We start from the raw sequence: 23952 nt of genomic DNA on the forward strand, positions 1-23952 counted from the left end.
TCTTGTTGCATCATTGCTGCGGCCGCAGTAAAGGTGCAACATGGCTGTATGGTCTCGACACCCGCGCCCGCGCAGCCCCGCCGGCAGTACGACACGCACGACGTCACCAACCAGCCGCCCGCTCTGACGCCGTACGACGCCTCCGAGGACACGGCCCTGCTGGAGGGGCTGCGCCGGGAGGGCGCCGGATGGGCCGAGGAGGACGTCCGGCAGATCGGCCTGCGGGCCGGTAGTGCCGAGGCGCAGGAGTGGGCCGAGCAGGCCAACGTGCACGAGCCGGTGCTGCGCACGCACGACCGCTACGGCAACCGGATCGACGAGGTCGACTTCCACCCCAGCTGGCACCATCTGATGCGGGCCGCGGTCGCCGAGGGGCTGGCCGCCACACCGTGGGCGGAGGACCGGCCCGGCGCCCATGTCGCCCGTACCGCGGGAGGGCTGGTGTGGGGGCACACCGACGCCGGACACGGCTGCCCCACCTCGATGACGTACGCGGCCGTACCCGCCCTGCGTGCCCAGCCCGAGCTCGCGAAGATCTACGAACCCCTGCTGACCAGCCGGGTGTACGAGCCGGGGCTGCGGGTGCCGACCGAGAAGCGCGGTCTGCTCGCCGGCATGGGGATGACCGAGAAGCAGGGCGGCTCAGACGTCCGTACGAACACGACCACGGCGTGGCCGACCGCTGAGCCGGGCGTGTACCAGCTGCGCGGGCACAAGTGGTTCACGTCGGCGCCGATGTGCGACGTCTTCCTGGTGCTGGCACAGGCCCCGGAGGGTCTGTCGTGCTTTCTGGTGCCGCGGATCCTGCCCGACGGGAGCCGTAACACCTTCCGCATCCAGCGGCTCAAGGACAAGCTGGGCAACCGGTCCAACGCCTCCTCGGAACCTGAGTTCGACGGGACGGTGGCCTGGCTGGTCGGGCCGGAGGGCCGTGGCGTCAAGACGATCATCGAGATGGTCAACTGCACCCGGCTCGACTGCGTGATGATGTCGGCCACCCTGATGCGCAAGACGCTCGTCGAGGCGGGGCACCATGTGCGGCACCGCAGCGCGTTCGGGGCGCGGCTGGTCGACGAGCCGCTGATGCGCAACGTGCTGGCGGACCTCGCGCTGGAGTCGGAGGCCGCAACGACGCTCACCCTGCGGCTGGCGGGCTCCGCGGACCGGGCGGTGCGCGGGGACGCGGGCGAGGCGGCGTTCCGGCGGATCGCGACCGCCGTCGGCAAGTACTGGGTCACCAAGCGGGGCCCGGCCTTCACCGCGGAGGCCCTGGAGTGCCTCGGCGGCAACGGCTATGTGGAGGAGTCGGGCATGCCCCGCCACTACCGCGAGGCTCCGCTGCTGTCGATCTGGGAGGGTTCCGGGAACGTCAACGCCCTTGATGTCCTGCGGGCGCTCCGGCGTGAGCCCGGCACCGCACAGGCCCTCTTCGACGAGCTCGCCCTGGCGCAGGGGGCGGACGCCCGCCTGGATGCCGCCGTGACCCGGCTCGAGGGCCTGCTCGCCACGGGGTCCGAGTCCGGCGCCCGACGCCTGGTGGAGCTGATGGCGCTGACCCTGCAGGCCTCCCTCCTGGTCCGGCACGCCCCGTCGGCCGTCGCCGACGCCTTCTGCGCGACCCGGCTGGGCGGCGACTGGGGACACGCCTTCGGCACGCTGCCGGACTCCGCCGATCTGGACGCCGTGCTGGACAGGGCGCTACCGGGCGGGAGTTGAGCGACGCGGGAGGCGGCGGCAGGACGGAGGCGCCGTGGACACGGGTTCTTCGCAGGTGAGACGCCGCCACGCTGCCGAACGGGCAGGTGAACCCTGGCCGAATTCTGGCCCTTCCTCCGGTCAGGAACCGGTCAGGAACGCTGTCGCGGTCCTCCGGCCTGCTTAGGATCATTCGGCGCCGACTCGTTCGTACGACTTCCAGGAGGGCCGGCATGCCCGAAACCGCATCCGGTCCACCCGCCCCCCGGGCCCGGCGGCGCACCGCGCTGCTCGCAGGTGGTGCCCTGGCGGCAGTGGCTGCGGTGGCGGCCGGGGCGGTGGCCGCCGGTGGTTCCGGCGGAGGGCGGCAGCAGGCGAGGCCGGCCGACGGGCTGCGGCACACCGCCGTCGAGGTCACGTCCGCCGCCTGTGGCCGCGGCTGGACCCGTCCCGCACCCGGCCGTCAGGTCTTCGACCTGCACAACACCTCCGGCACTGCGGCCGAGGTCTATCTGACGGACGCCAAGACGGGCGCGGTCTACGGAGAGGTCGAGGGGCTGGCCCCGGGGACCGAGCGCCCGATACGGGTGACGCTCGGCAAGGGCTCGTACGCCTTCAAGTGCCTGCCCGACGACGCCGACGCCGTCACCGGCCCCACCGTGCACATCACCGGCGGGAACGTGCGGAGCGGTCCGGCCGCCGTCCCGGTGACCCAGCAGCAGCTCATCCCGCCCACACTGGCCTACCAGAAGTGGATCGGGGCCCGCACGGTCGAGCTGGCGGACAAGACCGACGTGCTGCGCGACGCGATCGACCGCGGCGACCTCTCGGCCGCCCGCGCCGCGTGGCTTCCCGCGCACCTGGTGTACGAGCGGATGGGCGCCGCCTACGGCACCTTCGGCGACGCGGACTCGGCGATCAACGGGACCACGGCGGGACTGTCCGGCGGGGTTCACGACCCGGGCTTCACGGGCTTCCACCGGGTCGAGTACGGGCTGTGGCACGGCGAGTCGGCAAGCAGCCTGCGCGGGCCGGCGGGCCGGCTCGCCAAGGCCGTGCACTCCTTGCGGGACAGCTGGCCCGACCAGCGGATGGATCCGGCCGACGTCGGTCTGCGCGCGCACGAGATCCTGGAGAACACCGTGCAGTTCGAGCTGACGGGCCGTACCGACTACGGCAGCGGCACCAGCCTGGCCACCGCCCGCGCCAACCTCGACGGCACCCGCGTGCTGCTCGGCTGTCTGCGTCCGCTGCTGAAGACCCGCGACAAGGGCCTGTCCGGCCTGGACGCCTGGATGGCCCGGGCCCGGCGCACACTCGACGGCGCCGAGCACGACGGCCACTGGACACCCCTGGACCGCCTCCCCCGTGCCCAGCGGGAGAAGACCGACGCGGACCTGGGTGAACTGGTCGAGCGGCTCGCCGACGTGGCCGCCCTCACCGACGTACGGAGGACAGCGTGACCCCGCCGCCCGACATCGCACGCCGCGGCCTCCTCGCCGGTGCGGCCGCCGTAGCCGGGACCTGGCTCATGGCCGCCGACCACCAGGCCGCCTCCACCATGGCCACCCCCACCGACATACGGAGAGCCGCGTGACCCCGCCGCCCGACATCGCACGCCGCGGCCTCCTCGCCGGTGCGGCCGCCGTGGCCGGGGCCGGGCTCGTGGGCGCCGACCACCAGGTCGCCTCCGCCTCCGCGACGCGCCGCGAGGGTGCGCGTGTGGCGTTTCACGGTCGGCACCAGGCGGGCATCGTCACTCCTGCGCAGCGGGCCACGGCGTTCGTGGCCTTCGACGCGACCGCGGAGAACCGGGGCGAACTGGCGGATCTGTTGCGCACGTTGACGGACCGGGCCCGGTTCCTCACCTCCGGCGGCAGCCCGGAGGAGTTGGGCATCACCGGCCCGCCCGCCGACTCCGGCACCCTCGGCCCGGACGTCCCCGCGGACGCCCTGACCGTCACCGTGGGCGTCGGCGCCTCGCTCTTCGACGACCGTTACGGCCTGGGCTCCCGCAGGCCCCACCGGCTCACCACGATGCCGTCGTTCCCCGACGACGACCTGGATGCCGCCTGGTGCCACGGCGATCTGAGCGTGCAGCTGTGTGCGGCCGACCAGGACACGGTGCTGCACGCCCTGCGCGACCTCACCCGGCACACCCGCGGTGGAATGCAGGTGCGCTGGCGCATGGACGGCTTCATCAGCCCGCCCCGGCCTTCGGGCACGCCCCGCAACCACATGGGGTTCAAGGACGGCATCGCCAACCCCGACCGGCACGACGCCCGGGCCATGGACCGCCTGGTGTGGGTGGGCAGCGGCACGGGCGAGCCCGACTGGGCCGTGGGCGGGAGCTATCAGGTCGTACGGCTGATCCGCATGCTCGTGGAGTTCTGGGACCGTGTCTCGATCACCGAGCAGGAGAGGATGTTCGGCCGCGCCCGCGACACCGGCGCACCCCTGGACGGACGCCACGAGACCGACACCCCCAACTATCCGCAGGACCCCCAGGGCGACGTGATCCCCTTGGACAGCCACATCCGGCGGGCCAATCCGCGTACCGGCGCCACCGAGGACCAGCGCATCCTGCGGCGCGGCTACAACTACGACCGCGGCACGGACAGCAACGGCAACCTCGACATGGGCCTGCTGTTCTGCTGCTACCAGCAGGACCTTGGCCGCCAGTTCGAGACGGTGCAGAAGCGGCTGGCCGGCGAGCCGCTGGTCGACTACATCACCCCGTTCGGCGGCGGCTACTTCTTCGCCCTGCCCGGTGTCCGGGACGGCTCCGACTGGCTGGGGCGCACGCTGCTGGCCTGATCCCGCCCTGGCGATTCCGGTCAAGAGCACGCCAAAAGACAATGAGGATTTCCTGACCGAACATTCGCTGACGCGTCATTGCCCCTCCCCCGCCCCGCCGCCACCATTGCCCAGGATCCAGCCGTAGATGTCATGGCCACCGATCCCGTTGCAGTGGATTCGGTGGAATGCAGTGGAACTCGGTGCTCCCGGAAGGCGAGACAGCATGATCGGCACAGGTAGAACCCCAAGGGTGCGGCGGCAGTTGACGCGCATGGGCGCCCTGCTCGGTGCGGCGGCCCTGGCGAGCGCGGGCGGTGCCGTCCCCGCCTCGGCGGCCTCCGGCGTTCAGGCCCACTCCGGCGCCCACACCGCCACTCCGATCAAGCACCTGGTGGTGATCTACGACGAGAACATCTCGTTCGACCACTACTTCGCCACGTATCCGAAGGCCGCGAACACCGACGGCACCAAGTTCAAGGCGGCGACGCACACCCCGAAGGCGGACAACCTTCTCAACGCCGGGCTCCTGAAGAACAACCCGAACCTCTACAAGCCCAAGCGGCTGGCCAGTTCGCAGGCCATGACCTGCGACCAGAACCACTCCTACGGCCCCGAGCAGTACGCGGCCGACGGCGGCAAGGCCGACAAGTACGTCGAGAACACCGAGGTCAACAAGTGCAGCGGGCTCTTCGGCGAGCCCGGCCTGGTGATGGACTATTACGACGGCAACACCGTCACGGCGCTGTGGAACTACGCCCAGCACTACGCGCTCAACGACAAGTCGTTCAGCTCGGTCTACGGCCCTTCCACCCCCGGCGCGCTCAACCTGGTCTCCGGCCAGACCCACGGCGTGATCTCCGTCGACCCGGCCTCCGGCACGGAGAACCCCAAGCAGACCTCGACGCCGGACCCGTACACGGTGCTCTCCCCGAACGCCCGGGGCGTCGGCACGCTGGTCAACGACCCGGACCCCGCCTTCGACGACTGCTCGGACAAGGACCACACGTCGACCAACGCGCTGGCGGTCATGCAGGGCAAGAACATCGGTGACCTGCTCAACTCCAAGGATGTGAGCTGGGGTTGGTTCCAGGGCGGCTTCCGGCCCAGCACCGCCTGGGACGGCAAGCAGGGCGACTACGCCAAGTGCGGCGGCACCACCCACGCCAACATCGGCGGCGCGGCCTCGGAGGACTACAGCCCGCACCACTCGCCGTTCGAGTACTACAAGTCGACGTCCAACCCGCACCACCTGGCCCCCAAGAGCGTCGCCGAGATCGGTCACGGCGGCCGGGCCAACCACAACTACGACCTGACGGACTTCGACGCGGCCCTCAAGGCCGGCAATCTGCCCGCGGTGAGCTTCCTGAAGGCCGCCGAGTACCAGGACGGTCACGCCGGCTACTCGGACCCGACGGACGAGCAGCACTTCCTGATCAAGGAGATCAACGCGCTGCAGCAGTCGCCGCAGTGGAAGTCCACCGCGGTCGTTCTCGCCTACGACGACTCCGACGGCTGGTACGACCACGTGGCCGCCCAGGTGCTCAACGGCTCCAAGGACTCCACCGTCGGCTCCAACGGCAAGGCCCTGGACAGCCCCGCCTGCCAGTCCGGCCCGGCCGCGGCCGGCGGCTACGCGGACCGCTGCGGCCCCGGCACCCGCCAGCCGCTGCTGGTCATCTCGCCCTACAGCAGGGTCAACTCGGTCGACCACACCGCCACCGAGCAGGCGTCGATCACCAGGTTCATCGAGAACAACTGGCACACCGGCCGCATCGGTGACGCCTCCTTCGACCGGCGCTCCGGCTCCCTGAGCGGCCTGTTCGACTTCAAGCACCCCAACAACAAGCAGGTGCTGCTGAACACGGACGGCTCGGTCAAGTCCGTGAAGGGCATCCCGCACCACAGCGGGACGGTCACCGCCGCCGCCGCCCAGGGCGCCTACCCGCCCTACGTCCAGGACCTGAAGGCGCAGAACGTCGCCGACACCGGCTCGGCATCGACGGCGCTGCCGATAGCCGTCGCCGCGGGTCTGCTCACCGCCGGTGCCACCGGCACCGCGTTCGCCCTGTACCGCCGCAAGCGGCGCATCGGGCACGCCGCCCTCTAGGGGTCTGCACCGGACGGTCCGCGGGCACTGGCCCGCGGACCGTCCGCGCATTTCAGGACGGACGCCCCGGACGGGTGACGGCGAGCAGAACGAGCGCCAGGGCCTGGATGGCCACGGTGACGATGATCAGTGCCGGGATCGAGCGGGCGTACAGGGCTCCCGCGAGAATGCCGCCGACCAGCGTGGCCGCGCCCGTCACGGCGGCGAACAGGCCGTACGCGGTGGCGCGGCGCCCCGGCGGCACGAGGTCGGCGACGGTGGCCCGCAGGGTCGACTCCTGTACGCCCATGGCGGCGCCCCACAGCAGTGTGCCCGCGACGGTCAGGGCGACGGTGTCGGTGAAGGCGAGCAGGGGCACGCCGGCGGCAAGGAAGGGCAGTACGGCCAGGGTGCGGGCGCCGTACCGGTCGTAGGCCCAGCCGGTGGCCAGCGCGGCGAGCGCGTCGACGCCCATGGCAGCGGCATACAGCACCGGCACCGCGGCGGTGGGCAGCAGATGCCGCTCGACCAGGTGGTAGGAGAGCACGCCGAAGGTCGCGAACCCGGCCAGTGTCGCGGCCGTGAAGGCGGCATACACCCAGAAGATGCGCGGCAGCCGCGCCCGTGCGGCCTGCCCCACGGCGGCCGTGGCTTCCGGCTCCGGTTCGTAGGCGGCGGGATCCCGCACCCGGTGACGCAGCCACACCAGCAGGGCCAGTACGGCGACTCCCGGGGCGGCCAGGACGCCCAGCGCGGGCGCGTAGTCGTCGCCGGTCGCGGCCAGCACCCCGGCCACCACCAGTGGGCCGATCAGCGCTCCGACCTGGTCCATCGCCTCGTGGACGGCGAAGCCGCGGCCGCGCCCGGTGGCGGCGGTGGCGTGCGACAGGAGCGTGTCCTTGGCCGGAGAGCGCACCGCCTTGCCCACGCGTTCGGCGATCACCAGCGCGCTCGCCACCCACAGCACTCCGGTCAGACCGAGCACCGGCACGGAGACCACCGTGAGCGTGTAGCCGGCGATCGTCCACGTCCAGAAGCGGCGGGTGCGGTCGGTCAGCGGCCCGGAGGCCAGCCGCAGCACCAGCGCGGCGGCCTCGCCGACGCCGGTGACCACGCCGACCACCAGGGCGGACGCACCGAGCGAGGCGAGGAGGGGGCCGGTGACGGAGCGGGCACCCTCGTAGACGAAATCGGCCAGCAGGCTGATGGTGCCGAACGTGACGACGAACCGCCACGGCCGCATCCCGGGCCCGGCCGCCGCGGCCGTCAGTGTGGTCCTGCTGCCCCTGCCGGCCATGCCGTGGCGCTCCTCGCCCGGCGTGCGGCACGTCGTCGCCCTGTGCGAACGGGCGCACACCGCTGCGTACGACGGTAACGGCACTCGTCAGGCCGAGAGCGGCCGGACGGGTGACGGGCCTGCTGTGAAGGCCGACGCCCGCCCGGCTCGATGGGCCCCGCTAGTCCGTGTGTTCGCCGTCCGGCGTCGGGATCCGGCCCGGCTCCTGTTCCTCCTCGCCGGTCAGATACGGCGAGATGAACACCTTGTAGATGGCGGCACCGACCACGCCGCCGACCAGGGGCCCGACGATCGGCACCCAGAAGTAGATGTTGCCGTACTGGTCCCGCCAGGCGGTCCCGTACCCGGTGATGTAGCTGGCGAGCCGCGGCCCGAAGTCGCGGGCCGGGTTGATGGCATAGCCGGCGTCGGTGCCCCAGGCCATGCCGATCGCCACCACCAGGAGACCGATGATGAGCGGGGCCAGGTTGGCGCCGGGCGGGGTGTTGAGCAGGTCGGTGATGGCGAAGATGACCAGGACCAGGATGGCGGTGCCGATCACCTGGTCGCGCAGGGCGCCGAGTTCGCTCACTGGTAGGGCGCCGTTGCCCGGGAGGGTGGAGAAGACACCCTGTGTCTTGATGGTGTGGCCGGGGTCGGTCTTGGCGAGGACCTCGGTGTAGTTCCAGCGCACCAGCAGCGCGGCGACGAATGCGCCCGCCGTCTGCGCCACGATGTACGGCCCGACCTTCTTCCACTCGAAGCCCTTGAAGCAGGCCAGGGCCACGGTGACTGCCGGGTTGATGTGAGCGCCGCTGAGCCGGGCGGCGACGTAGACGCCCATCGTGACGCCGAGGCCCCAGGCCCAGGCGATGCTGTCGTGGTCGCCGATCCCGGCGGCCACGACCTGGGCGACCACACCACATCCGAAGAGGATCAGGATCATGGTGCCCAGGAACTCCGCCGACAGTTCGCCGACCAGTTCCCTTCTGGAAGTCTGCTCCGCCATGAGGCACCGCCTTCCGCCAGAAATGGTTGTGTCCGCGAGGGTAGTTGTCCGACGCGAGGCGTCCAGGGGCCCAGCATCAACTGGAGTAACCGCCACCACTTCTGCCCTGAGGCAACGCTTGCATGCGCCGCCTCGAGGGCGTCACCTACGACGATGGCACAGAGACCCTCAACCCGCAGCGCGACGCCCTCCCGCGGCCCCGTCGGCAGGCGTTCTCGTCAGCTCGTCTTGCGCCCCCACAGCGGCCCGAAGCGGGCCCACTCCGTGTCCCACTGGGACATGCGGCGGCGTTCCAGGCGGCCGCACAGGACGCGGCCGCCGATGAAGGGCACCGCTGCGGCGCTCATGCCCACCAGGGCGCCGATCAGCGAGGACCGCAGCTGTGCCTGGGAGGCGGTGGCGGGCCGGGAGACCAGGTGGCCCTGCGGGTCGGTCCAGATGGTGACCGCCGTGCCGGCGCTGCTGCCGGGGCCGACCCGGACCTGCCCGGTGTGCGTGGTGCCGTCCTGGGCGGTCCAGCGCACGTTTCCCCACACCTTGTCGCCGCTGGAGGTGGAGGGGTGGTCGGAGGCAGTTCCGGGCGCCTTCTCCGTCAGCCGCGCCGCGACCTGCCGCCACTCGACGCGCTCGCGGGCCAGACCGTCCTCGACGGACCTGGTGGCCGTCAGACCGGCGAGCACGCCGGCCAGGACGGTGACCAGCCAGGCACCGAGCACGACCCACGCCTCCACCGCGTCGGCGCGACGCCTGAGCGGGTTGCGCCGCCAGCGCCACAGCCACACCTTCGGACCACGGAACGCCATCGAAGGCATCCTCCTCATGAGCGCACGATCATCCGGAACCTCCCTCCCATACGGGCAAAGGCCGCCGGATGCTCAGGTCGACTCCACCGACTCGACGGTCGCATGCGTCACCCCGCCCGCGCAGGCGTCTTCGCAAAACGGGGCCGGTTATCGCCCCTCGGGCCGGCGACACCTCTCTGACCTGCGGCGATGGCGATTCCAGAGGTGACTGTCAGTGGCGGGGTGCAGACTGGCCGATGTCTGGGACAGAGCCGTCACAGACACAGCGGAGGTGATTCGGCATGACCGAGGTACTGCTCGCCGTGGGCACGCGCAAAGGCCTGTTCATCGGGCGTCGGCGCGGTGGCGCATGGGAGTTCGACGAGACTCCTTACTTCAACGCGCAGGCCGTGTACTCGGTCGCGGTCGACACCCGGGGCGACCGTCCGCGGCTGCTGGCCGGCGGCGACAGCGCCCACTGGGGCCCGTCCGTGTTCCACTCCGACGACCTGGGCCGCACCTGGACGGAACCGGCCCGGCCGGCCGTCAGGTTCCCGAAGGACACGGGGGCTTCGCTGGAGCGGGTGTGGCAGCTGCACCCGGCGGCCGCGGAACAGGACGTGGTGTACGCGGGCACGGAGCCGGCCGCGCTGTACCGCTCCGAGGACCGCGGGGAGACCTTCGAGCTGGTGCGTCCCCTGTGGGAGCACCCCACCCGCTCGAAGTGGGTGCCGGGAGGCGGCGGTGAGGGCCTGCACACCGTGCTCACCGACAAGCGCGACCCGCAGGCCGTGACGGTCGCCGTGTCCACGGCCGGGGTGTTCAAGACCACTGACGGCGGGGCGAGTTGGGCCCCGTCCAACTCCGGTGTCTCCGCGGTGTTCCTGCCCGATCCGAACCCGGAGTTCGGGCAGTGCGTGCACAAGGTCGCGCGGGACGCGGCCAACCCGGACCGCCTGTATCTGCAGAACCACTGGGGCGTGTACCGCAGCGACGACGCGGGCGCCCACTGGAACGACATCGGCGAAGGGCTGCCGTCCACCTTCGGCTTCGCCGCGGCCACCCACCCGCGGCGCGGCGACACGGCGTACGTGTTCCCGATCAACGCGGACGCGGACCGGGTGCCCGCCGGCCACCGCTGCCGGGTCTTCCGCACGGCCGACGCGGGCAAGAGCTGGGAGCCGCTGTCGGCGGGCCTGCCGCAGGAGGACCACTACGGCACGGTGCTGCGCGACGCACTGTGCACCGACGGCGCGGACCCTGCGGGGGTGTACTTCGGCAACCGCAACGGCGAGGTGTACGCATCGGCCGACGACGGCGACAGCTGGCGGCAGTTGGCCTCGCATCTGCCGGATGTGCTGTGCGTGCGGGCCGCGGTGATCTGATGAGCGCCGCGGGGGGATCGCACGGCCTTGGCCACCGGTTGATCTCCGCTGCCCGTACGGCAGTAGGGTGACGCGCGTGGCACCACGACCATTGCATGAAATCGTCGAAGCGGGCTGGGCGAAGGCCCTGGAACCGGTGGCCGGACGGATCGCCGAGATGGGGGACTTCCTGCGCGCGGAGATCACCGCGGGGCGCACCTATCTTCCGGCCGGACCGAATGTTCTGCGGGCCTTCCAGCAACCCTTCGACGACGTACGCGTCCTGATCGTCGGGCAGGATCCCTATCCCACGCCGGGGCACGCCGTGGGGCTGTCGTTCTCGGTGGCGCCCGAGGTGCGTCCGCTGCCGGGCAGTCTCATCAACATCTACCGGGAGTTGAACACCGACCTGGGCCTGCCCCAGCCGTCCAACGGCGATCTGACGCCGTGGACGCAGCAGGGCGTGCTGTTGCTCAACAGGGCGCTCACCACCGCCCCGCGCAAGCCGGGTGCGCACCGCGGCAAGGGCTGGGAGGAGGTCACCGAGCAGGCCATCCGCGCCCTGGCCGGACGCGGCAAGCCGCTGGTGTCCATCCTCTGGGGCCGGGACGCCCGCAATCTGCGCCCGCTGCTCGGCAGCCTGCCGTCGGTGGAGTCCTCCCACCCGTCCCCGATGTCGGCCGACCGCGGCTTCTTCGGCTCGCGTCCCTTCAGCCGGGCCAACGACCTGCTGATCAGACAGGGCGGACAGCCGGTGGACTGGCGCCTGCCGTGAGCGGTGCGGGGGACGGGTCGAGGACTGACGCGGCGGAGCACGAGGCGCGGGCGGGCACGACCGGGATCCTCGCGGTCGACTCGGGGGGCTCGGGTCTGCGGGTAGTCGTCAAGCGCACGGACGGCGGTCCGCCGGCCCAGGGGGAGTCCCGGGAGCCGGTGCGCACCGGAGCCCGGGGGCTCGATCCGGAGCATCTCATGACTCAACTCGTGCCGATGGTGCGGGAGTTGACGGCCGAGACCGGTGTCTTTGCGCTGACCGCGGCGGTGGTGGGTGCCGCCGGGCTCGCCTCCCTCGGCGATGCCCTGCGTGCCGAACTCCCCGGTGCCCTGGGGCGGGAGTTCGGCATCCGCTCCGTCGCCCTCGTCGCCGACGCCGTCACCGCCTATGTCGGCGCCCTCGGGCCACGCCCGGGTGCCGTGGTCGCGGCCGGGACGGGCCTGATCGCCATCGGTACGGACCTGACGCGCTGGCGCCGCGCGGACGGCTGGGGGCATCTGCTGGGTGACTGTGGCAGCGGCGCCTGGATCGGGCGGGCCGGGCTGGAGGGGGCCCTGCGCGCGTACGACGGAAGACCCGGCGGTTCGGCCGGGCTGCTGGCCCGCGCCGAGGAGATGTTCGGTCCGATGCCGGGGCTGCCGGGCCGGCTCTACCCCCGCCAGGACCGGCCCGCCGTGCTCGCCTCCTTCGCACCCCAGGTGGCCGCCTGCGCCGACCGTGACCCCGTTGCCGCGGGCATTCTGCGCGCGGCGGCCCGGCACATGGCGGAGTCCGCGGCCGCGGTCTGCCCGACCGCGGGAGGGGCCCAAGTGGCCCTCACAGGCGGCCTGCTCAAGATGGGGGACCCTCTGCTCGTCCCGCTGACGGAAGAGCTGTCGCAGCGGCTGCCGCACGCGCCGCTGGTGCCGGCCGCCGGTGATCCGCTGGCGGGCTCGGTGCGTATCGCCGACGATCTCGCCGCGGGAACCCTCACTCTCCCGAGTGATGAGGCGATGCTGAGCGTCATGACCGGCGCAGGGGGCTGATCCTCTTACGCCGCAAGCCTCTGATCCGTATGTAACTCATCAGACAAAATGGGACAGAAACCGCTCACCTGCACCCTCCCCGAACAGGGGAGCCCAGGAAGCCAGTAACATGCGTCGCCATGAGCTCCCCCACTGGGCCCGCGTCCGGCCTGCCAGTACGAATGCCGCGACCTCGCCAGCCCGGGCGGCACCGCCGACCCGAGCCGCTGGCGGCTCCTGAGGGCGCGCCCGCGCTCGTCCTCGCGGTGCCGGGCACTCCCGGCGCTCCCACGCGCAGCCTCGCCGAGGAGGTCGTGAGCATCGCCCGCTCCGAGCTGCCCGGCCTCGATGCGCGGATCGGGTACCTGGACGGGGACGAGGCGGAGTTCCCCACGCTGCAGGTTGTGCTCGCGCACGCCGCCGAGGAGCGCGCGGCCCGCTTCGAGCACGCGCGCGCCGCCGGCCTGGACGTCAAGGAGCCGGACGGCCCCGTCGCGGTCGTCGTGCCGCTGCTGGCCGGCCCCGACGGCGCGCTGCTGCGCCGTATCCGCCAGGCCGTGATGGACAGCCGCGTCGCTGCCGACCTGACGGACGTGCTGGGCCCCCACCCGCTGCTCGCCGAGGCGCTGCACGTGCGCCTGTCGGAGGCCGGTCTGGCCCGCGCCGACCGCGCCCGCCTGTTCACCGTGGCGACCGCGGCGGACGGCATCATCCTGGCCTCGGTGGGCGGTGACGAAGCTGTTCAGGCGGCCGGGATCACCGGCATGCTGCTCGCCGCGCGCCTCGCCGTGCCGGTGATGGCGGCGGCTCTGGACCAGGACGGCTCGATCGCTGCCGTCGCCGAGCAGCTGCGCGGCTCGGGCTCGCAGCAGCTGGCGCTCGCGCCGTACCTGATAGGGCCGGAGATCGACCCGGGCCTGATCGAGGAGGCGGCCAAGGAGGCGGGCTGCTCCGCCGCCGAGGCGCTCGGCCCCTACCCGGCGATCGGCAAGCTCGCGCTGGCCAAGTACACGACGGCCCTGGGCATCGCGCCGCCGCAGCCGCAGGGCACGCCGGTCCGCTGAGGCACGCGGCAGCACCGCACGCAGGCACCGAAGGGTCCGCTCCATGCACCGGAGCGGACCCTTCGTCGTACAGCGGCGGAGCCGCACCTCCATACAGCCCCGCGCCCCTTCAGGGCGCTGCCCACCCGTATCCGACTTCGCCGAGGCCGCTTTACCTGCGGCTCGCCCCCGCTCTCAGCCGAAGACCACGCAGGACGCGGCGGGGACCGCCAAGGAGCCCTCGTAGCGCGGCAGGCCCGTGGTCGGGTCGAGTGCGAACCAGGTCACGTCGCCGGAGCGTTCGTTGGCGACGTAGAGGAATCCTCCCGACTCGGCGATCGCGCGGGGCCAGTGGCCTCCGCAGGGCACCGTGCCGATCAGCCGCAGTTCGTCTCCCTCGACGGCGAACGTGGACAGGACGTCCTCGCCGCGGGTGGCGGTCCACACGAAGCGGCCGTCGGGGGAGGTGACGATGCCGGACGGGTAGGCGTCGCCGGTCGGGGCGCCGGGCAGCACCTGCCGCTCGGTCAGCGGTTCCAGGGAGCCGCCCACGGCGTCCCAGTAGCAGACGGTGACGGTCGGCGTCAGTTCGTTGAGGACGTACGCGCGCATGCCGTCCGGATGGAAGGCCAGGTGGCGCGGTCCGCAGCCGGGCCGCAGGGCGATCTCCCGGTGCAGTTCGAGGCGACCGCCGGTCAGCGTGCACACCCGGACCGAGTCCGTACCGAGGTCGACGCTGACGGCCCACCGCCCGCTCGGGTCGGGCTGCACCTGGTGGGCGTGCGGCCCCTGCTGGCGCAGGGTGTGCGGGCCCGAGCCCTTGTGCTGGAGGACATCGGACGCGGCGCCTGCGAGGGTGCCGTCGGGGCGGACGGGCACGGCGGTGACGCTGCCGGAGCCGTAGTTGGCGGTCAGGACGTGGCCGCCGAACACGCTGAGGTGCGTGGGGCTGTTCCCGCCGACCGGGACCGGCGCGCCTGCCTTCTCCGGCCGGTCCCCCGTCACCCGGTACGCGGCCACCGCGCCCTCGGCGGTCTCGCTGACCGCGTAGAGGGTCCGCCCGTCCGGCGCCGGTACCAGATAGGAGGGGTCGGGTACGCCGTCCACGCTACTCAGTCCGGTCAGCGCCCCGCTGTCCGGGGCCACGGCCGCAGTCACGATCCCGGGGCCTCCCGCCGCCGTGAACGACCCGATGAAGGCCCGCCGTCGCCGCCCGCCGCCGTCTGTCACCGCTGTCCCCTCTCGGTCCTGTGCCGTCGGGGCGACGTTAGCAGTCGATCACCAGCGGTCTAGACCATACGCGGAGTATTTGACCGTCCGAGATGGTCGGAGGCGGGACAGGACAACCTCTGGCCCCCGGCAGAAAGCCGAGCCGGCGTCGGTCACGCACCGACCAAGGGCGAGCCGGGCGGCGTCCGCAGAGGTGTGGCCAGCTCCGCGAGGGCCCGTTCCAGGCCGTGCAGGTGGGCCAGGGCGGGTTCCGTGGCCGGTGCCTCGGCGGCGGCCGTGACATGGGCGCGGTCGCCGCCGGTGAGCGCCTCGACCGCCGCCTCCACGCGCCAGCAGGCGGCTGCCAGCCGGGCGTCGTGGGAGGCCTCCGGGTCGGCGGCGACGGCGACCAGGCCGCGGGTCTCGCGGGCGCAGTCGTCGAGCAGGGCCAGCACCCGGCGGGCGCGCCGCTTGCGGCCCAGCATCGGGTTGAGCGGGTGCACGAGGGGTGCGACGGACAGCCGTACGCGGCCGAGGAGTTGCTCCAGTTCTGCGATCCGTCGCGCCGGGTCGGCGGCCGTGGAGCCGGCGAGGCGCGCGGCGGCCTCAGCCGTGCACGCATGGACGCAGCGCAGGGCGCGCTGGATCCAGGCGTCGGTGATGGTGTGCGTGGTGACGGGCAGAACGAAGAGCACCGCGAGTACGGCGCCGAGCGCGCCGACGCCGGTCTCCGCGAGGCGCAGGGCGAGCAGGCCCGGGTGCAGCACGCCCAAGAGGCCGTAGAGGAGCTCGGCGAGAAGGGTGACCCAGAGCATCATCCAGGTGTACGACACCGCGGCCGTGTAGAAGATGCCGAAGACGCAGACGGCGAGGAGTACGGCCGTGGGGACGGGCGCTCCGTGCACGGGGACGGCGATCAGCAGGCCGAGGCCGATGCCGATCACCGTGCCGAGGACCCGGCGGAAGCCGCGGACCAGGGTCTCGCCGCGCGAGGCGGTGTTGACGAAGATCCACCAGGTGGCGCCGACGGCCCAGTACCAGCGCTGCCCGGACACCAGCTGGCCCACGACGAGCGCGAAGCCCGCGCCGGCGGTCGCCTGGACGGCCTGGCGGGTGGTGACGCGGGCCAGGCCGGTGCCGGCGGGCGGGGCGGGCACGGGTGCCGGGGGCAGCTTGGTCTCGTAGCACCACAGGCCGAAGCGGACCGCGGATGCGCTGAGCACGGACAGGAGGACGGCGGCGTACAGCTCGGGCAGCCGGTCCGTGGTCGCGTGCAGGAACTGCGCCACGAAGAAGGTCATGAACGCGAACACACCCAGGCTGTGCCCGCGCGGCCCGAAGCGGCGCGCGTACACGCCCGCGCCGATGACGGCGAGGAAGGTCAGGTCGCGCGCCACGGGATTGTCGTGCAGCTCGGCCGCGGCGGCGAGCACCGGCAGCCCGACGGCGGGCAGCAGCGCGGTGGTGACGGCCTGCCCGCGGACCGTGGCGTCCGTGACGGTGAACAGGGCGAGCAGGGCGGCCAGCCCGCCGGTGACTGCGCCGACGAGGGAGAGTCCGGCCAGAGAGCAGACGACGACCGCGAGCCCGATGCCGAGGACCGCCCGCGCGGCGAAGCGCAGCCGTATCCGCCCCGGATCCGGCGCCACGAACACCCTCTTCAGCACTGCTTCCCACCCCTCGACATCACCGGCATGAAAAAGGCGCCGCGGGGTCCGCAGCGCCATCGACGAGAACATTGCAGCACCAAGGCGTCGGCTGGCTCAAGTGACCTCCAATATGCTGGACCATTGGCACAGACATATCTGTCCGTCGGCAGCCATGAGCGAGCCAACGGACCACGTATGAGGAGGCCGGGCACCATGGCCGTCGACGAGCTCGACACCCGCATCCTGCGGCTGCTGATGGAGCAGCCGCGCACGAGCGTGCGCGAGTACGCCCGGATCCTGGGCGTCGCCCGCGGCACCCTGCAGGCCCGCCTCGACCGGCTGGAACGCGACGGCGTGATCACCGGCACGGGCCCGACGCTCTCCCCCGCCGCGCTCGGCCACCCGGTGCTCGCGTTCGTACACATCGAGGTCACTCAGGGACATCTGGACGACGTGGGTGAGGCGCTGGCCTCCGTGCCGGAGATCGTCGAGGCCTTCTCGATCACGGGCGGCGGCGATCTGCTCACCCGGGTCGTGGCGCGCGACAACGCGCATCTGGAGGACGTGATCCAGAAGCTGATCAGCCTGCCCGGCGTCGTCCGCACCCGCACCGAGGTCGCCCTGCGCGAGCGCGTGCCGCAGCGGCTGCTGCCACTGGTCGAGTCGATCGGCCGTGCGGCCCGCAAATGAACGTGCCATGGTGCGCTGCCATGCTGGAGCCATGAGCAAGCTCGGCGCCACTTCGGTCATCTTCGATCTCGACGGAACGCTCGTGGACAGCGAGCCGAACTACTACGAGGCGGGCCGTCAGACCCTCGCCGAGCACGGCGTCCCGGACTTCACCTGGACCGAGCACGAGCGGTACGTCGGCGTCAGCACCCAGGAGACGGCCGCCTTGTGGAAGCAGGAGTACATGCTCGCGGCCCCCGTGGACGAGCTCCTCGCCGACACCAACCGCCGCTATCTGGCGCTGGCCCGCGCCGCCACGCGCGCGTACCCGGAGATGCGGAAGTTCGTGGAGCTCCTCGCGACCGAGGGCGTACCGATGGCCGTGGCCTCGGGGTCCTCACCGGAGGCGATCGAGGCGATCCTGGCGGGTACCGGCCTGGACGCGTATCTGCGCACCGTCGTGTCGGCCGACGAGGTGCCCCGCGGCAAGCCGGCCCCGGACGTCTTCCTGGAGGCGGCCCGCCGTCTCGGCGCGGCCCCGGCCGACTGTGTGGTCCTGGAGGACGCCGCCCCCGGCGCCGCTGCAGCGCACGCCGCCGGTATGCGCTGCATCGCGATCCCGTACGTCGCCGCCCAGGCCGACGCCCCGGAGTTCGCCACCGCGGACCTGCTGCTGCGCGGCGGTCAGGGGGAGTTCACGGCGCGGGGCGCGCACGACTGGCTCGTGCGCACAGCTCCGTCTTCCTGATCTTTCCGGTCGGGGTGAGGGGCAGTTCGGGCACGATCTCGACCAGCGGCACCTTGTACGTCGCCATCGCCCCCTTCGCCCAGGTGCGCAGCTCGTCGGCGGTCAGCGCCGAACCGGGTGCGGTCCGCACGAAGGCGTACGGCAGCTGTCCGCTGTGCTCGTCCTCGACGGCGACGACGGCTGCCGCGAGCACACGGCCACACGGTCACCTGGGCGCACGCCCCGGCTCTCCAGCCACCCGGCCAAGCGGTCGGTGGCCTCGTCGAGTTCGCGGTAGGTGAGCGCCTGTCCGTGGGCGACGAACGCGGGCCGGTCGGGTGTCTGGCGCGCCCAGTGTCGTACATACCCCGGCACCGTCCGCTCGCCGGCGCGGTGGGTCGTGGTGCCGGGCTGCCTGCCCCGCCTCGCCTTCGCCCAGCGGGCGCGCAGGTCGGCGAGGTATGCGTCGGTGCGTGGCGTTGGCGTCATGGTGCGGCTACTCCTGACGATTCGGTACGGCTCCGAGCAGGTGCAGATACATGGCGGTGACCTCGCGTACGGCGTCCTCGTACGTGTCGGGGTGCGCGGCGACGCGGCGGGCGAACTCGACACACATGCCGCCCACCGCGCGGGCCAGTGCAAGGGGTTCGGCGGCCGGGGCGGCCAGGCCTCGTTCGGTGAGGCGGCGGATGTAGCGGGCGTGGCGGTGCACGGGCCGTTCGCGGATCTCGTCCCACAACTGGGCCATGGCGGGGTCGGTGCGCGCCTGCTGCTCCAACAGGCCCAGCAGCGGCTGGTGTCGGGCGTAGGCGGCGATGAAGGCGCCGATGGACGCCTCGGCGACGGCGTGCGGGTCGTCCGTGTCGACGCCGGGCACCTCCTGCGCGGCGAGGAACGCGTCCCGTACGCGTACCGCCAGGACGCGGAAGATGTCCTCCTTGGAGGCGAAGTACACGTAGAAGCCCGCCCGGGAGACCTCCGCCTCCGTGGTGATGTCGGCGACGGTGGCGGGGCCGAGGCCGAGCCGCGCGAAGACGGCCTCGGCGGCGTCCAGGAGCCGGGCGCGGGCCGGGGCCTCGGTGCGGTCGCGGGCGGTGCGGACCGCCCAGGCCTTGTGTGTGCGTGCCACACGGCGAGCGTATTGACGTTGACGTCAATGTCAATGAGCATGGCGGGGCCGGTCGATGAGGTCCGCTGAGGTCCGTGTCCTGGAGGGCTCCCATGGGTAGTGCCGCCTTGCTCGTCGCCAACCGCGGGGAGATCGCCGTGCGCGTCCTGCGGGCCGCCTCGGAGGCCGGGCTGCGCTCGGTGGCGGTGTACGCCGAGGGCGACGACGCGCACGCCCGACTGGCCGACGAGGCCGTACCGTTGGACGACTATCTCGACGGCGGCGGACTGCTCGCCGCTGCGCGCGGCACCGGCTGCGACTTCCTGCACCCCGGGTACGGCTTTCTGAGCGAGGACGCGGACTTCGCGCGCCGCTGCGCCGCAGCCGGGATCACCTTCGTCGGGCCCACGCCCGAGGTGCTCGCGGTCTTCGGGGACAAGGCGCGGGCGCGTGAGTTCGCCGTCGGGGCGGGGGTTCCCGTGCTCGCCGGGGCCGACGGCCCGGACGGTGCGCGGGAACTGCTGGCCGCCGGACCCGTGATGATCAAAGCGGTGGGCGGGGGCGGCGGACGCGGGATGCGGGTCGTGCGGCGGGCCGAGGAGCTGCCCGAGGCGTGGGCGCGATGCGCCTCGGAGGCTCAACAGGGCTTCGGGCGGGGCGAGTTGTATGCGGAACGGCTGCTGGAGGGCGCCCGGCACATCGAGGTCCAGGTCGTCGGGGACACAACCGGAGCCGTCACGCATCTGTGGGACCGGGACTGCAGCGCGCAGCGCCGCCACCAGAAGGTGATCGAGATCGCGCCCGCCCCCGAACTCTCCGATGACACCAGGGAGCGGATCCTGGGCGCCGCACTGCGGATGGCCCGTGACGCCCGCTGTTCCAGCCTGGTCACCTTCGAATTCATGCTCCGGGGCGAGGAGTTCTGGTTCATCGAGGCCAATCCGCGGCTTCAGGTGGAGCACACGGTCACCGAGGAGGTGACGGGGGTCGACCTGGTCGCCGTCCAACTGCGCCTGGCAGCCGGGGCCACGCTCGCTGACGTGGGATTGTCGGGGCCGCCGGCTGCACCGCGCGGGTTCGCCGTGCAGGCGCGGGTCACTGCCGAGGGGGCGGGGCGGATCACCCGCTTCGACGTGCCGACCGGTCCCGGTGTGCGGGTCGACACGGCGATCCGGGCGGGGGCCGAAGTCGGTGTCCGGTACGACCCGTTGCTCGCCAAGGTGGTCGCGCACGTCCCGGCGGGCGATACGGAGGCGGCTTGTGCGCGGGCGCGGCGGGCGTTGGGCGAGTTCGCGGTGGAGGGGGTGCGAACGGGGATTCCGCTGCTGCGGGAGGTGCTGGCGCGGCCGCGTTTCTGGGAGCACACGGGGGTGGTGGCGGAACTGGCGCAGTCCCACGTCGTTCCGGAGGAGGCGGCCGGTGACGGCACGGTCGTCGCACCGCTCAGCGGCACCGTCGTCTCCGTCGACGTCTCCCCCGGTGAACCGGTGCGCCCCGGGCAGCAGTTGCTGGTGCTGGAGGCGATGAAGATGGAGCACGTGGTGCGGGCTCCCGGTTCCGCAGTGGTCCGGCTGCTGCACGCACGCGTGGGCGAAACGGTCGGCGAGGGCTCCCCGCTGGCCACCCTGGACGACCTCGCCGGCGTGCAGGGCGAGGGGCCCGCGGTGGAGCCGGTCGATCCGGATGCCGTGCGCGCGGACCTCGCCGAGGTCGTGCACCGGCACTCCTTCGGGCTCGACGAGAACCGACCGGAGGCGGTCGCGGGGCGGCACGCCCTCGGTCGGCGCACCGCCCGCGAGAACATCGAGGACCTGTGCGACACCGGAACCTTCACCGAGTTCGGCGCCCTCGCGATCGCCGCGCAGCACAGCCGCCGCTCGCTGGACGACCTGATCCGGTCGACGCCGGCCGACGGCATGGTCACCGGCACCGGGCGGATCAATGGCAGGCCGTGCGTGGCGATGTCGTACGACTACACGGTTCTCGCCGGTACCCAGGGGCTGCAGAACCACCGCAAGACCGACCGGATGCTGGAGATCGCCGAGGAGCGGCGGCTGCCCGTGGTGCTGTTCGCGGAGGGCGGCGGCGGGCGGCCCGGGGACACCGACACCACGGCTGTGGCGGGCCTCGACGTGACCACCTTCCGGCGGATGGGGCGGCTCAGCGGGCTGGTCCCGCTGGTCGGCATCGCCTCGGGGCGCTGTTTCGCCGGTAACGCGGCACTGCTGGGCTGCTGCGACGTCGTGATCGCCACACCCGACGCCACGATCGGGATGGGCGGGCCCGCAATGATCGAGGGCGGTGGCCTCGGGGTGTTCCGGCCGGAGGAGGTGGGGCCGCTGTCGGTACAGGTGCCCAACGGGGTGGTGGACCTCGCGGTCACCGACGAGGCGGAGGCCGTGCGGGTCGCGCGGCGGTATCTGTCGTACTTCCAAGGGGCGCAAGGCAGTTGGGAGGCGCCGGATCAGCGGCTGCTGCGGCAGATCGTGCCGGAGAACCGGCGGCGAGCCTACGACGTGCGGGCGGCGGTCACCGGGCTCGCGGACACGGACTCGATGCTGGAGCTGCGGCCGGAGTTCGGCGTGGGCGTGCTGACCTGTCTCGTACGGATCGAGGGACGGCCGATGGGGCTGCTGGCCAGCAACCCGGCACATCTGGGCGGGGCGATCGACCGGGATGCGGCCGACAAGGCGGCGCGGTTCCTGCAGTTGTGCGACGCGTTCGGGCTGCCGGTCGTCTCGCTGTGCGACACCCCGGGGTTCATGGTCGGCCCGGACGCCGAACGGACCGCCACCGTACGGCACTTCGCGCGGCTGTTCGTGACGGGCGCCAATCTGCGGGTGCCGCTGGTGAGTCTGGTGCTGCGCAAGGCGTACGGGCTGGGGGCGATGGCCATGATGGGCGGCTCGACGCGGGCTCCGCTGGCCACGGCGGCCTGGCCGAGCGGCGAGTTCGGCGGGATGGGTCTTGAGGGTGCGGTGCGGCTCGGATACCGCAGGGAGCTGGCGGCGATCACGGACCCGGCCGAGCGTGCGCGTGTCTTCGAGGAGCGGGTCGCCGAGTTGTACGAACGCGGGAAGGCGGTCAACGCGGCGGCCGCGCTGGAGATCGACGCGGTGATCGACCCGGCCGGGTCGCGGGCCTGGATTCTTGCGGCGCTGGAACGGTGCCCCGTGCCGGAGGCGGGGCACCGCCCGTTCGTCGACACCTGCTGAACCAAGGCCTGACGGTGTCCCGTCCCCCGCCCGGGGCACCGCCCGTTCATCGAAGCCTGGTTCAGCTGGGCCGGATGTTCTGGTTGAGGCGGAACACGTTGTCCGGGTCGCGGTCGGCCTTGACGCGGGCCAGACGATCGTAGTTGCCGCGGTAGCTGGCCCGGACGCGGTCCTGGCCCTCGTCCATCATCATGTTCACGTAGGCGCCGCCCGCCGAGTACGGGTGCAGGGCCTCGAAGTAGTCGACGGTCCAGCGCTTGACGAGTTCCGCGCCCGCCGGGTCGGGGTCGACTCCGGCGTAGACGGTGGACCACTGGGCGCCCCGGTAGGCCCAGGGTGTGTCGTCGGGACCGACGTCGTGGGCTGCGCCGTCGATCGGGTACAGGTGCATGGTCGACTGGACCGTCGGCACCTCGGCGCCGAACTTGGCGTGGAGTTCGACGGCCTCGTCGGGGATCTCGTTGACGAAGTCGGCGCGCCAGTACCACTGGTGGCCGGGCGGGTAGAGCCCGTCGAACATGGACTGCAGGTCGGGGTGGGGCATCGGTCCGACGGCGTGCAGCATCGGCGTCGGCAGGGCGTCCAGCAGCGGGGCCATCTCGCGTGCGGCGGCCTCGGGGTCCTCGCCCGCGTAGCACCAGACGACTCCGGCCGTCTTGCGCAGGTGGATGTCCTCGGGGAACGGCGGGGCGGGTGGGACGGTGCCGAACAGGAAGAAGGCGTTGAGTTCGCGCGGTGCGTTCGGGAGGAAGTCCCGGTAGGCGCTGAGAACTTCGGGGCTGATCTCGACGGGCCAGAAGGTCGGGCCGCCCACGACGGTGCCGACCTCGTGCAGCCGGAACAGGAAGGAGGTGACGACCCCGAAGTTGCCGCCGCCTCCGCGGACGGCCCAGAACAGGTCGGTGTTCTCGTCGGCGCTCGCGCGCACCTGCCGGCCGTCGGCCAGGACGATGTCGGCGGCGAGGAGGTTGTCGATGGTCAGTCCGCACTTGCGGGTCAGGTGGCCGAGCCCGCCGCCGAGGGTGAGGCCGCCGACTCCGGTGGTGGAGACGATGCCGCTGGGGGTGGCGAGGCCGTGCGGGTTGGTGGCGCGGTCCACCTCGCCCCAGACACAGCCGCCGCCGACGCGGACGGAGCGGGCCACGGGGTCGACGTGGATGTCCTTGAGGGGCGACAGGTCGGCCACCACACCGCCGTCGACGGTGCCGAGTCCGGCCCCGTGGTGGCCGCCGCCGCGGACGGCGAGGGGCAGGTCGTGCGCTCGGGCGAAGCCGATCACACGGGCCACTGCGTCCGCGTCGGCGCAGCGTGCGACGAGTGCCGGGCGCCGGTCGATCATCGCGTTGTAGACGGTGCGGGCCTGTTCGTAGCCGGAGTCCTCGGGTCCGATCAACTCCCCGGTGAAGTCGGCCAGTTCCCTGCGTGCCGCCTGGGCGGGTGTGCTGGACATACGGATTTCCCCCGTTTTTTCGGAGTCGGGTCGATCCGCCCGTTCTACTCGGGTTGCGCGGGTCCGGGTATCCGTGGGTGTCACCTAGCTCG

The 23952-nt window shown here is 72.4% G+C and carries 21 protein-coding genes; 12 read left to right on the top strand and 9 right to left on the bottom strand.

Going from position 1 to position 23952, the window contains the following annotated elements; translation table 11 throughout:
• The first annotated feature begins 48 nt into the window (after positions 1-48).
• The 5 genes from IH68_RS0109025 (at position 49) to IH68_RS0109045 (ending at position 6601) form a co-directional block, all read left to right on the top strand.
• Positions 49-1716 carry a DNA alkylation response protein gene (locus IH68_RS0109025; RefSeq protein ID WP_030931154.1) on the top strand — a complete coding sequence of 556 codons (1668 nt, stop codon included), beginning with the start codon at positions 49-51 and terminating at the stop codon, positions 1714-1716.
• 212 nt (positions 1717-1928) lie between these two features.
• Entirely contained in the window at positions 1929-3158 is a 1230-nt protein-coding gene (locus IH68_RS0109030) for an EfeM/EfeO family lipoprotein (protein WP_030931157.1), read from the top strand.
• Positions 3155-3292: a hypothetical protein gene (locus IH68_RS56310; protein ID WP_159403656.1), complete on the top strand. Its 138-nt coding sequence runs from the start codon at positions 3155-3157 to the stop codon at positions 3290-3292. The genes IH68_RS0109030 and IH68_RS56310 overlap by 4 nt, the downstream gene beginning before the upstream one ends.
• Complete coding sequence (gene efeB, locus IH68_RS0109040; protein WP_030931160.1) at positions 3289-4512, top strand: iron uptake transporter deferrochelatase/peroxidase subunit; 1224 nt, start codon at positions 3289-3291, stop codon at positions 4510-4512. The genes IH68_RS56310 and efeB overlap by 4 nt, the downstream gene beginning before the upstream one ends.
• Positions 4513-4717: 205 nt before the next feature.
• A complete protein-coding gene (locus tag IH68_RS0109045; protein WP_030931163.1) occupies positions 4718-6601 on the top strand; it encodes a phospholipase C in 1884 nt (627 codons plus the stop codon).
• Positions 6602-6653: 52 nt separating this feature from the next.
• Here the strand turns inward: IH68_RS0109045 and IH68_RS0109050 are convergent, their stop codons facing one another.
• The 3 genes from IH68_RS0109050 to IH68_RS0109060 form a co-directional block, all read right to left on the bottom strand.
• A complete protein-coding gene (locus tag IH68_RS0109050) occupies positions 6654-7877 on the bottom strand; it encodes an MFS transporter (RefSeq protein WP_078912377.1) in 1224 nt (407 codons plus the stop codon).
• A 160-nt stretch (positions 7878-8037) separates the two neighbouring features.
• The gene (locus IH68_RS0109055; protein WP_030931169.1) at positions 8038-8865 is read right to left on the bottom strand and encodes an MIP/aquaporin family protein; all 828 of its coding nucleotides are present in this window, start codon (positions 8863-8865) and stop codon (positions 8038-8040) included.
• Between the two features lie 218 nt (positions 8866-9083).
• Positions 9084-9668: a hypothetical protein gene (locus tag IH68_RS0109060; RefSeq protein ID WP_030931172.1), complete on the bottom strand. Its 585-nt coding sequence runs from the start codon at positions 9666-9668 to the stop codon at positions 9084-9086.
• A gap of 281 nt (positions 9669-9949) precedes the next feature.
• Between IH68_RS0109060 and IH68_RS0109065 the strand changes: the two genes are divergently transcribed.
• The 4 genes from IH68_RS0109065 to IH68_RS0109080 all read left to right on the top strand — a co-directional run bounded on the left by IH68_RS0109065 (position 9950) and on the right by IH68_RS0109080 (position 13854).
• Positions 9950-11032 carry a WD40/YVTN/BNR-like repeat-containing protein gene (locus IH68_RS0109065; protein WP_030931175.1) on the top strand — a complete coding sequence of 361 codons (1083 nt, stop codon included), beginning with the start codon at positions 9950-9952 and terminating at the stop codon, positions 11030-11032.
• Between the two features lie 76 nt (positions 11033-11108).
• Positions 11109-11786, top strand: a complete 678-nt coding sequence (locus IH68_RS0109070; protein ID WP_030931178.1) for a uracil-DNA glycosylase — start codon at positions 11109-11111, stop codon at positions 11784-11786.
• On the top strand, positions 11783-12811 hold the full coding sequence (locus IH68_RS0109075; protein WP_078912378.1) for a BadF/BadG/BcrA/BcrD ATPase family protein: 1029 nt from the start codon (positions 11783-11785) through the stop codon (positions 12809-12811). The genes IH68_RS0109070 and IH68_RS0109075 overlap by 4 nt, the downstream gene beginning before the upstream one ends.
• 119 nt (positions 12812-12930) lie before the next feature.
• Positions 12931-13854, top strand: coding sequence for a sirohydrochlorin chelatase (locus IH68_RS0109080; protein WP_030931184.1), 924 nt, complete (start codon positions 12931-12933; stop codon positions 13852-13854).
• Between the two features lie 174 nt (positions 13855-14028).
• Here the strand turns inward: IH68_RS0109080 and IH68_RS0109085 are convergent, their stop codons facing one another.
• A complete protein-coding gene (locus IH68_RS0109085; protein ID WP_030931187.1) occupies positions 14029-15063 on the bottom strand; it encodes a lactonase family protein in 1035 nt (344 codons plus the stop codon).
• A gap of 152 nt (positions 15064-15215) precedes the next feature.
• Positions 15216-16709, bottom strand: a complete 1494-nt coding sequence (locus IH68_RS0109090) for an FUSC family protein (protein WP_030931190.1) — start codon at positions 16707-16709, stop codon at positions 15216-15218.
• Between the two features lie 195 nt (positions 16710-16904).
• Between IH68_RS0109090 and IH68_RS0109095 the strand changes: the two genes are divergently transcribed.
• Together IH68_RS0109095 and IH68_RS0109100 are read left to right on the top strand one after the other, a co-directional pair.
• On the top strand, positions 16905-17381 hold the full coding sequence (locus IH68_RS0109095; RefSeq protein ID WP_030931193.1) for an Lrp/AsnC family transcriptional regulator: 477 nt from the start codon (positions 16905-16907) through the stop codon (positions 17379-17381).
• A 31-nt stretch (positions 17382-17412) separates the two neighbouring features.
• Positions 17413-18108, top strand: coding sequence for an HAD family hydrolase (locus tag IH68_RS0109100; RefSeq protein WP_030931196.1), 696 nt, complete (start codon positions 17413-17415; stop codon positions 18106-18108).
• On the opposite strand, the gene IH68_RS0109105 is transcribed toward IH68_RS0109100, so the two are convergent.
• Genes IH68_RS0109105 through IH68_RS0109110 form a run of 3 tightly spaced genes read right to left on the bottom strand, consistent with a single transcriptional unit; the run spans position 18056 to position 19216 of the window.
• Complete coding sequence (locus IH68_RS0109105; RefSeq protein WP_030931198.1) at positions 18056-18301, bottom strand: AMP-binding enzyme; 246 nt, start codon at positions 18299-18301, stop codon at positions 18056-18058. The two genes, IH68_RS0109100 and IH68_RS0109105, sit on opposite strands and share 53 nt — an antisense overlap.
• Positions 18211-18576, bottom strand: a complete 366-nt coding sequence (locus IH68_RS59710; RefSeq protein ID WP_078912379.1) for an AMP-binding protein — start codon at positions 18574-18576, stop codon at positions 18211-18213. Before IH68_RS59710 ends, IH68_RS0109105 begins: the two co-directional genes overlap by 91 nt.
• A 7-nt stretch (positions 18577-18583) precedes the next feature.
• Entirely contained in the window at positions 18584-19216 is a 633-nt protein-coding gene (locus IH68_RS0109110) for a TetR/AcrR family transcriptional regulator (protein WP_030931200.1), read from the bottom strand.
• A 92-nt stretch (positions 19217-19308) separates the two neighbouring features.
• Between IH68_RS0109110 and IH68_RS0109115 the strand changes: the two genes are divergently transcribed.
• The gene (locus tag IH68_RS0109115; protein WP_030931202.1) at positions 19309-22410 is read left to right on the top strand and encodes an acetyl-CoA carboxylase family protein; all 3102 of its coding nucleotides are present in this window, start codon (positions 19309-19311) and stop codon (positions 22408-22410) included.
• A gap of 61 nt (positions 22411-22471) precedes the next feature.
• Here IH68_RS0109115 and IH68_RS0109120 read toward each other — a convergent pair whose 3' ends face one another.
• Positions 22472-23860, bottom strand: coding sequence for an FAD-binding oxidoreductase (locus IH68_RS0109120; protein WP_030931204.1), 1389 nt, complete (start codon positions 23858-23860; stop codon positions 22472-22474).
• Positions 23861-23952: the final 92 nt, after the last annotated feature.

Origin of the sequence: Streptomyces sp. NRRL S-646 (assembly GCF_000720765.1) — a bacterium.
Taxonomy (GTDB): Bacteria; Actinomycetota; Actinomycetes; order Streptomycetales; family Streptomycetaceae; genus Streptomyces.

Excerpts from the sequence above, each read along its gene's own strand:
- IH68_RS0109060 (WP_030931172.1), bottom strand. The coding sequence starts at position 9,668 with ATGGCGTTCCGTGGTCCGAAGGTGTGGCTGTGGCGCTGGCGGCGCAAC.
- IH68_RS0109065 (WP_030931175.1), top strand. The coding sequence starts at position 9,950 with ATGACCGAGGTACTGCTCGCCGTGGGCACGCGCAAAGGCCTGTTCATC.
- IH68_RS0109045 (WP_030931163.1), top strand. The coding sequence starts at position 4,718 with ATGATCGGCACAGGTAGAACCCCAAGGGTGCGGCGGCAGTTGACGCGC.
- IH68_RS0109030 (WP_030931157.1), top strand. The coding sequence starts at position 1,929 with ATGCCCGAAACCGCATCCGGTCCACCCGCCCCCCGGGCCCGGCGGCGC.
- IH68_RS0109055 (WP_030931169.1), bottom strand. The coding sequence starts at position 8,865 with ATGGCGGAGCAGACTTCCAGAAGGGAACTGGTCGGCGAACTGTCGGCG.
- IH68_RS0109100 (WP_030931196.1), top strand. The coding sequence starts at position 17,413 with ATGAGCAAGCTCGGCGCCACTTCGGTCATCTTCGATCTCGACGGAACG.
- IH68_RS0109115 (WP_030931202.1), top strand. The coding sequence starts at position 19,309 with ATGGGTAGTGCCGCCTTGCTCGTCGCCAACCGCGGGGAGATCGCCGTG.
- IH68_RS0109095 (WP_030931193.1), top strand. The coding sequence starts at position 16,905 with ATGGCCGTCGACGAGCTCGACACCCGCATCCTGCGGCTGCTGATGGAG.
- IH68_RS0109050 (WP_078912377.1), bottom strand. The coding sequence starts at position 7,877 with ATGGCCGGCAGGGGCAGCAGGACCACACTGACGGCCGCGGCGGCCGGG.
- IH68_RS0109120 (WP_030931204.1), bottom strand. The coding sequence starts at position 23,860 with ATGTCCAGCACACCCGCCCAGGCGGCACGCAGGGAACTGGCCGACTTC.
- IH68_RS0109080 (WP_030931184.1), top strand. The coding sequence starts at position 12,931 with ATGAGCTCCCCCACTGGGCCCGCGTCCGGCCTGCCAGTACGAATGCCG.
- IH68_RS59710 (WP_078912379.1), bottom strand. The coding sequence starts at position 18,576 with ATGACGCCAACGCCACGCACCGACGCATACCTCGCCGACCTGCGCGCC.
- IH68_RS0109025 (WP_030931154.1), top strand. The coding sequence starts at position 49 with ATGGTCTCGACACCCGCGCCCGCGCAGCCCCGCCGGCAGTACGACACG.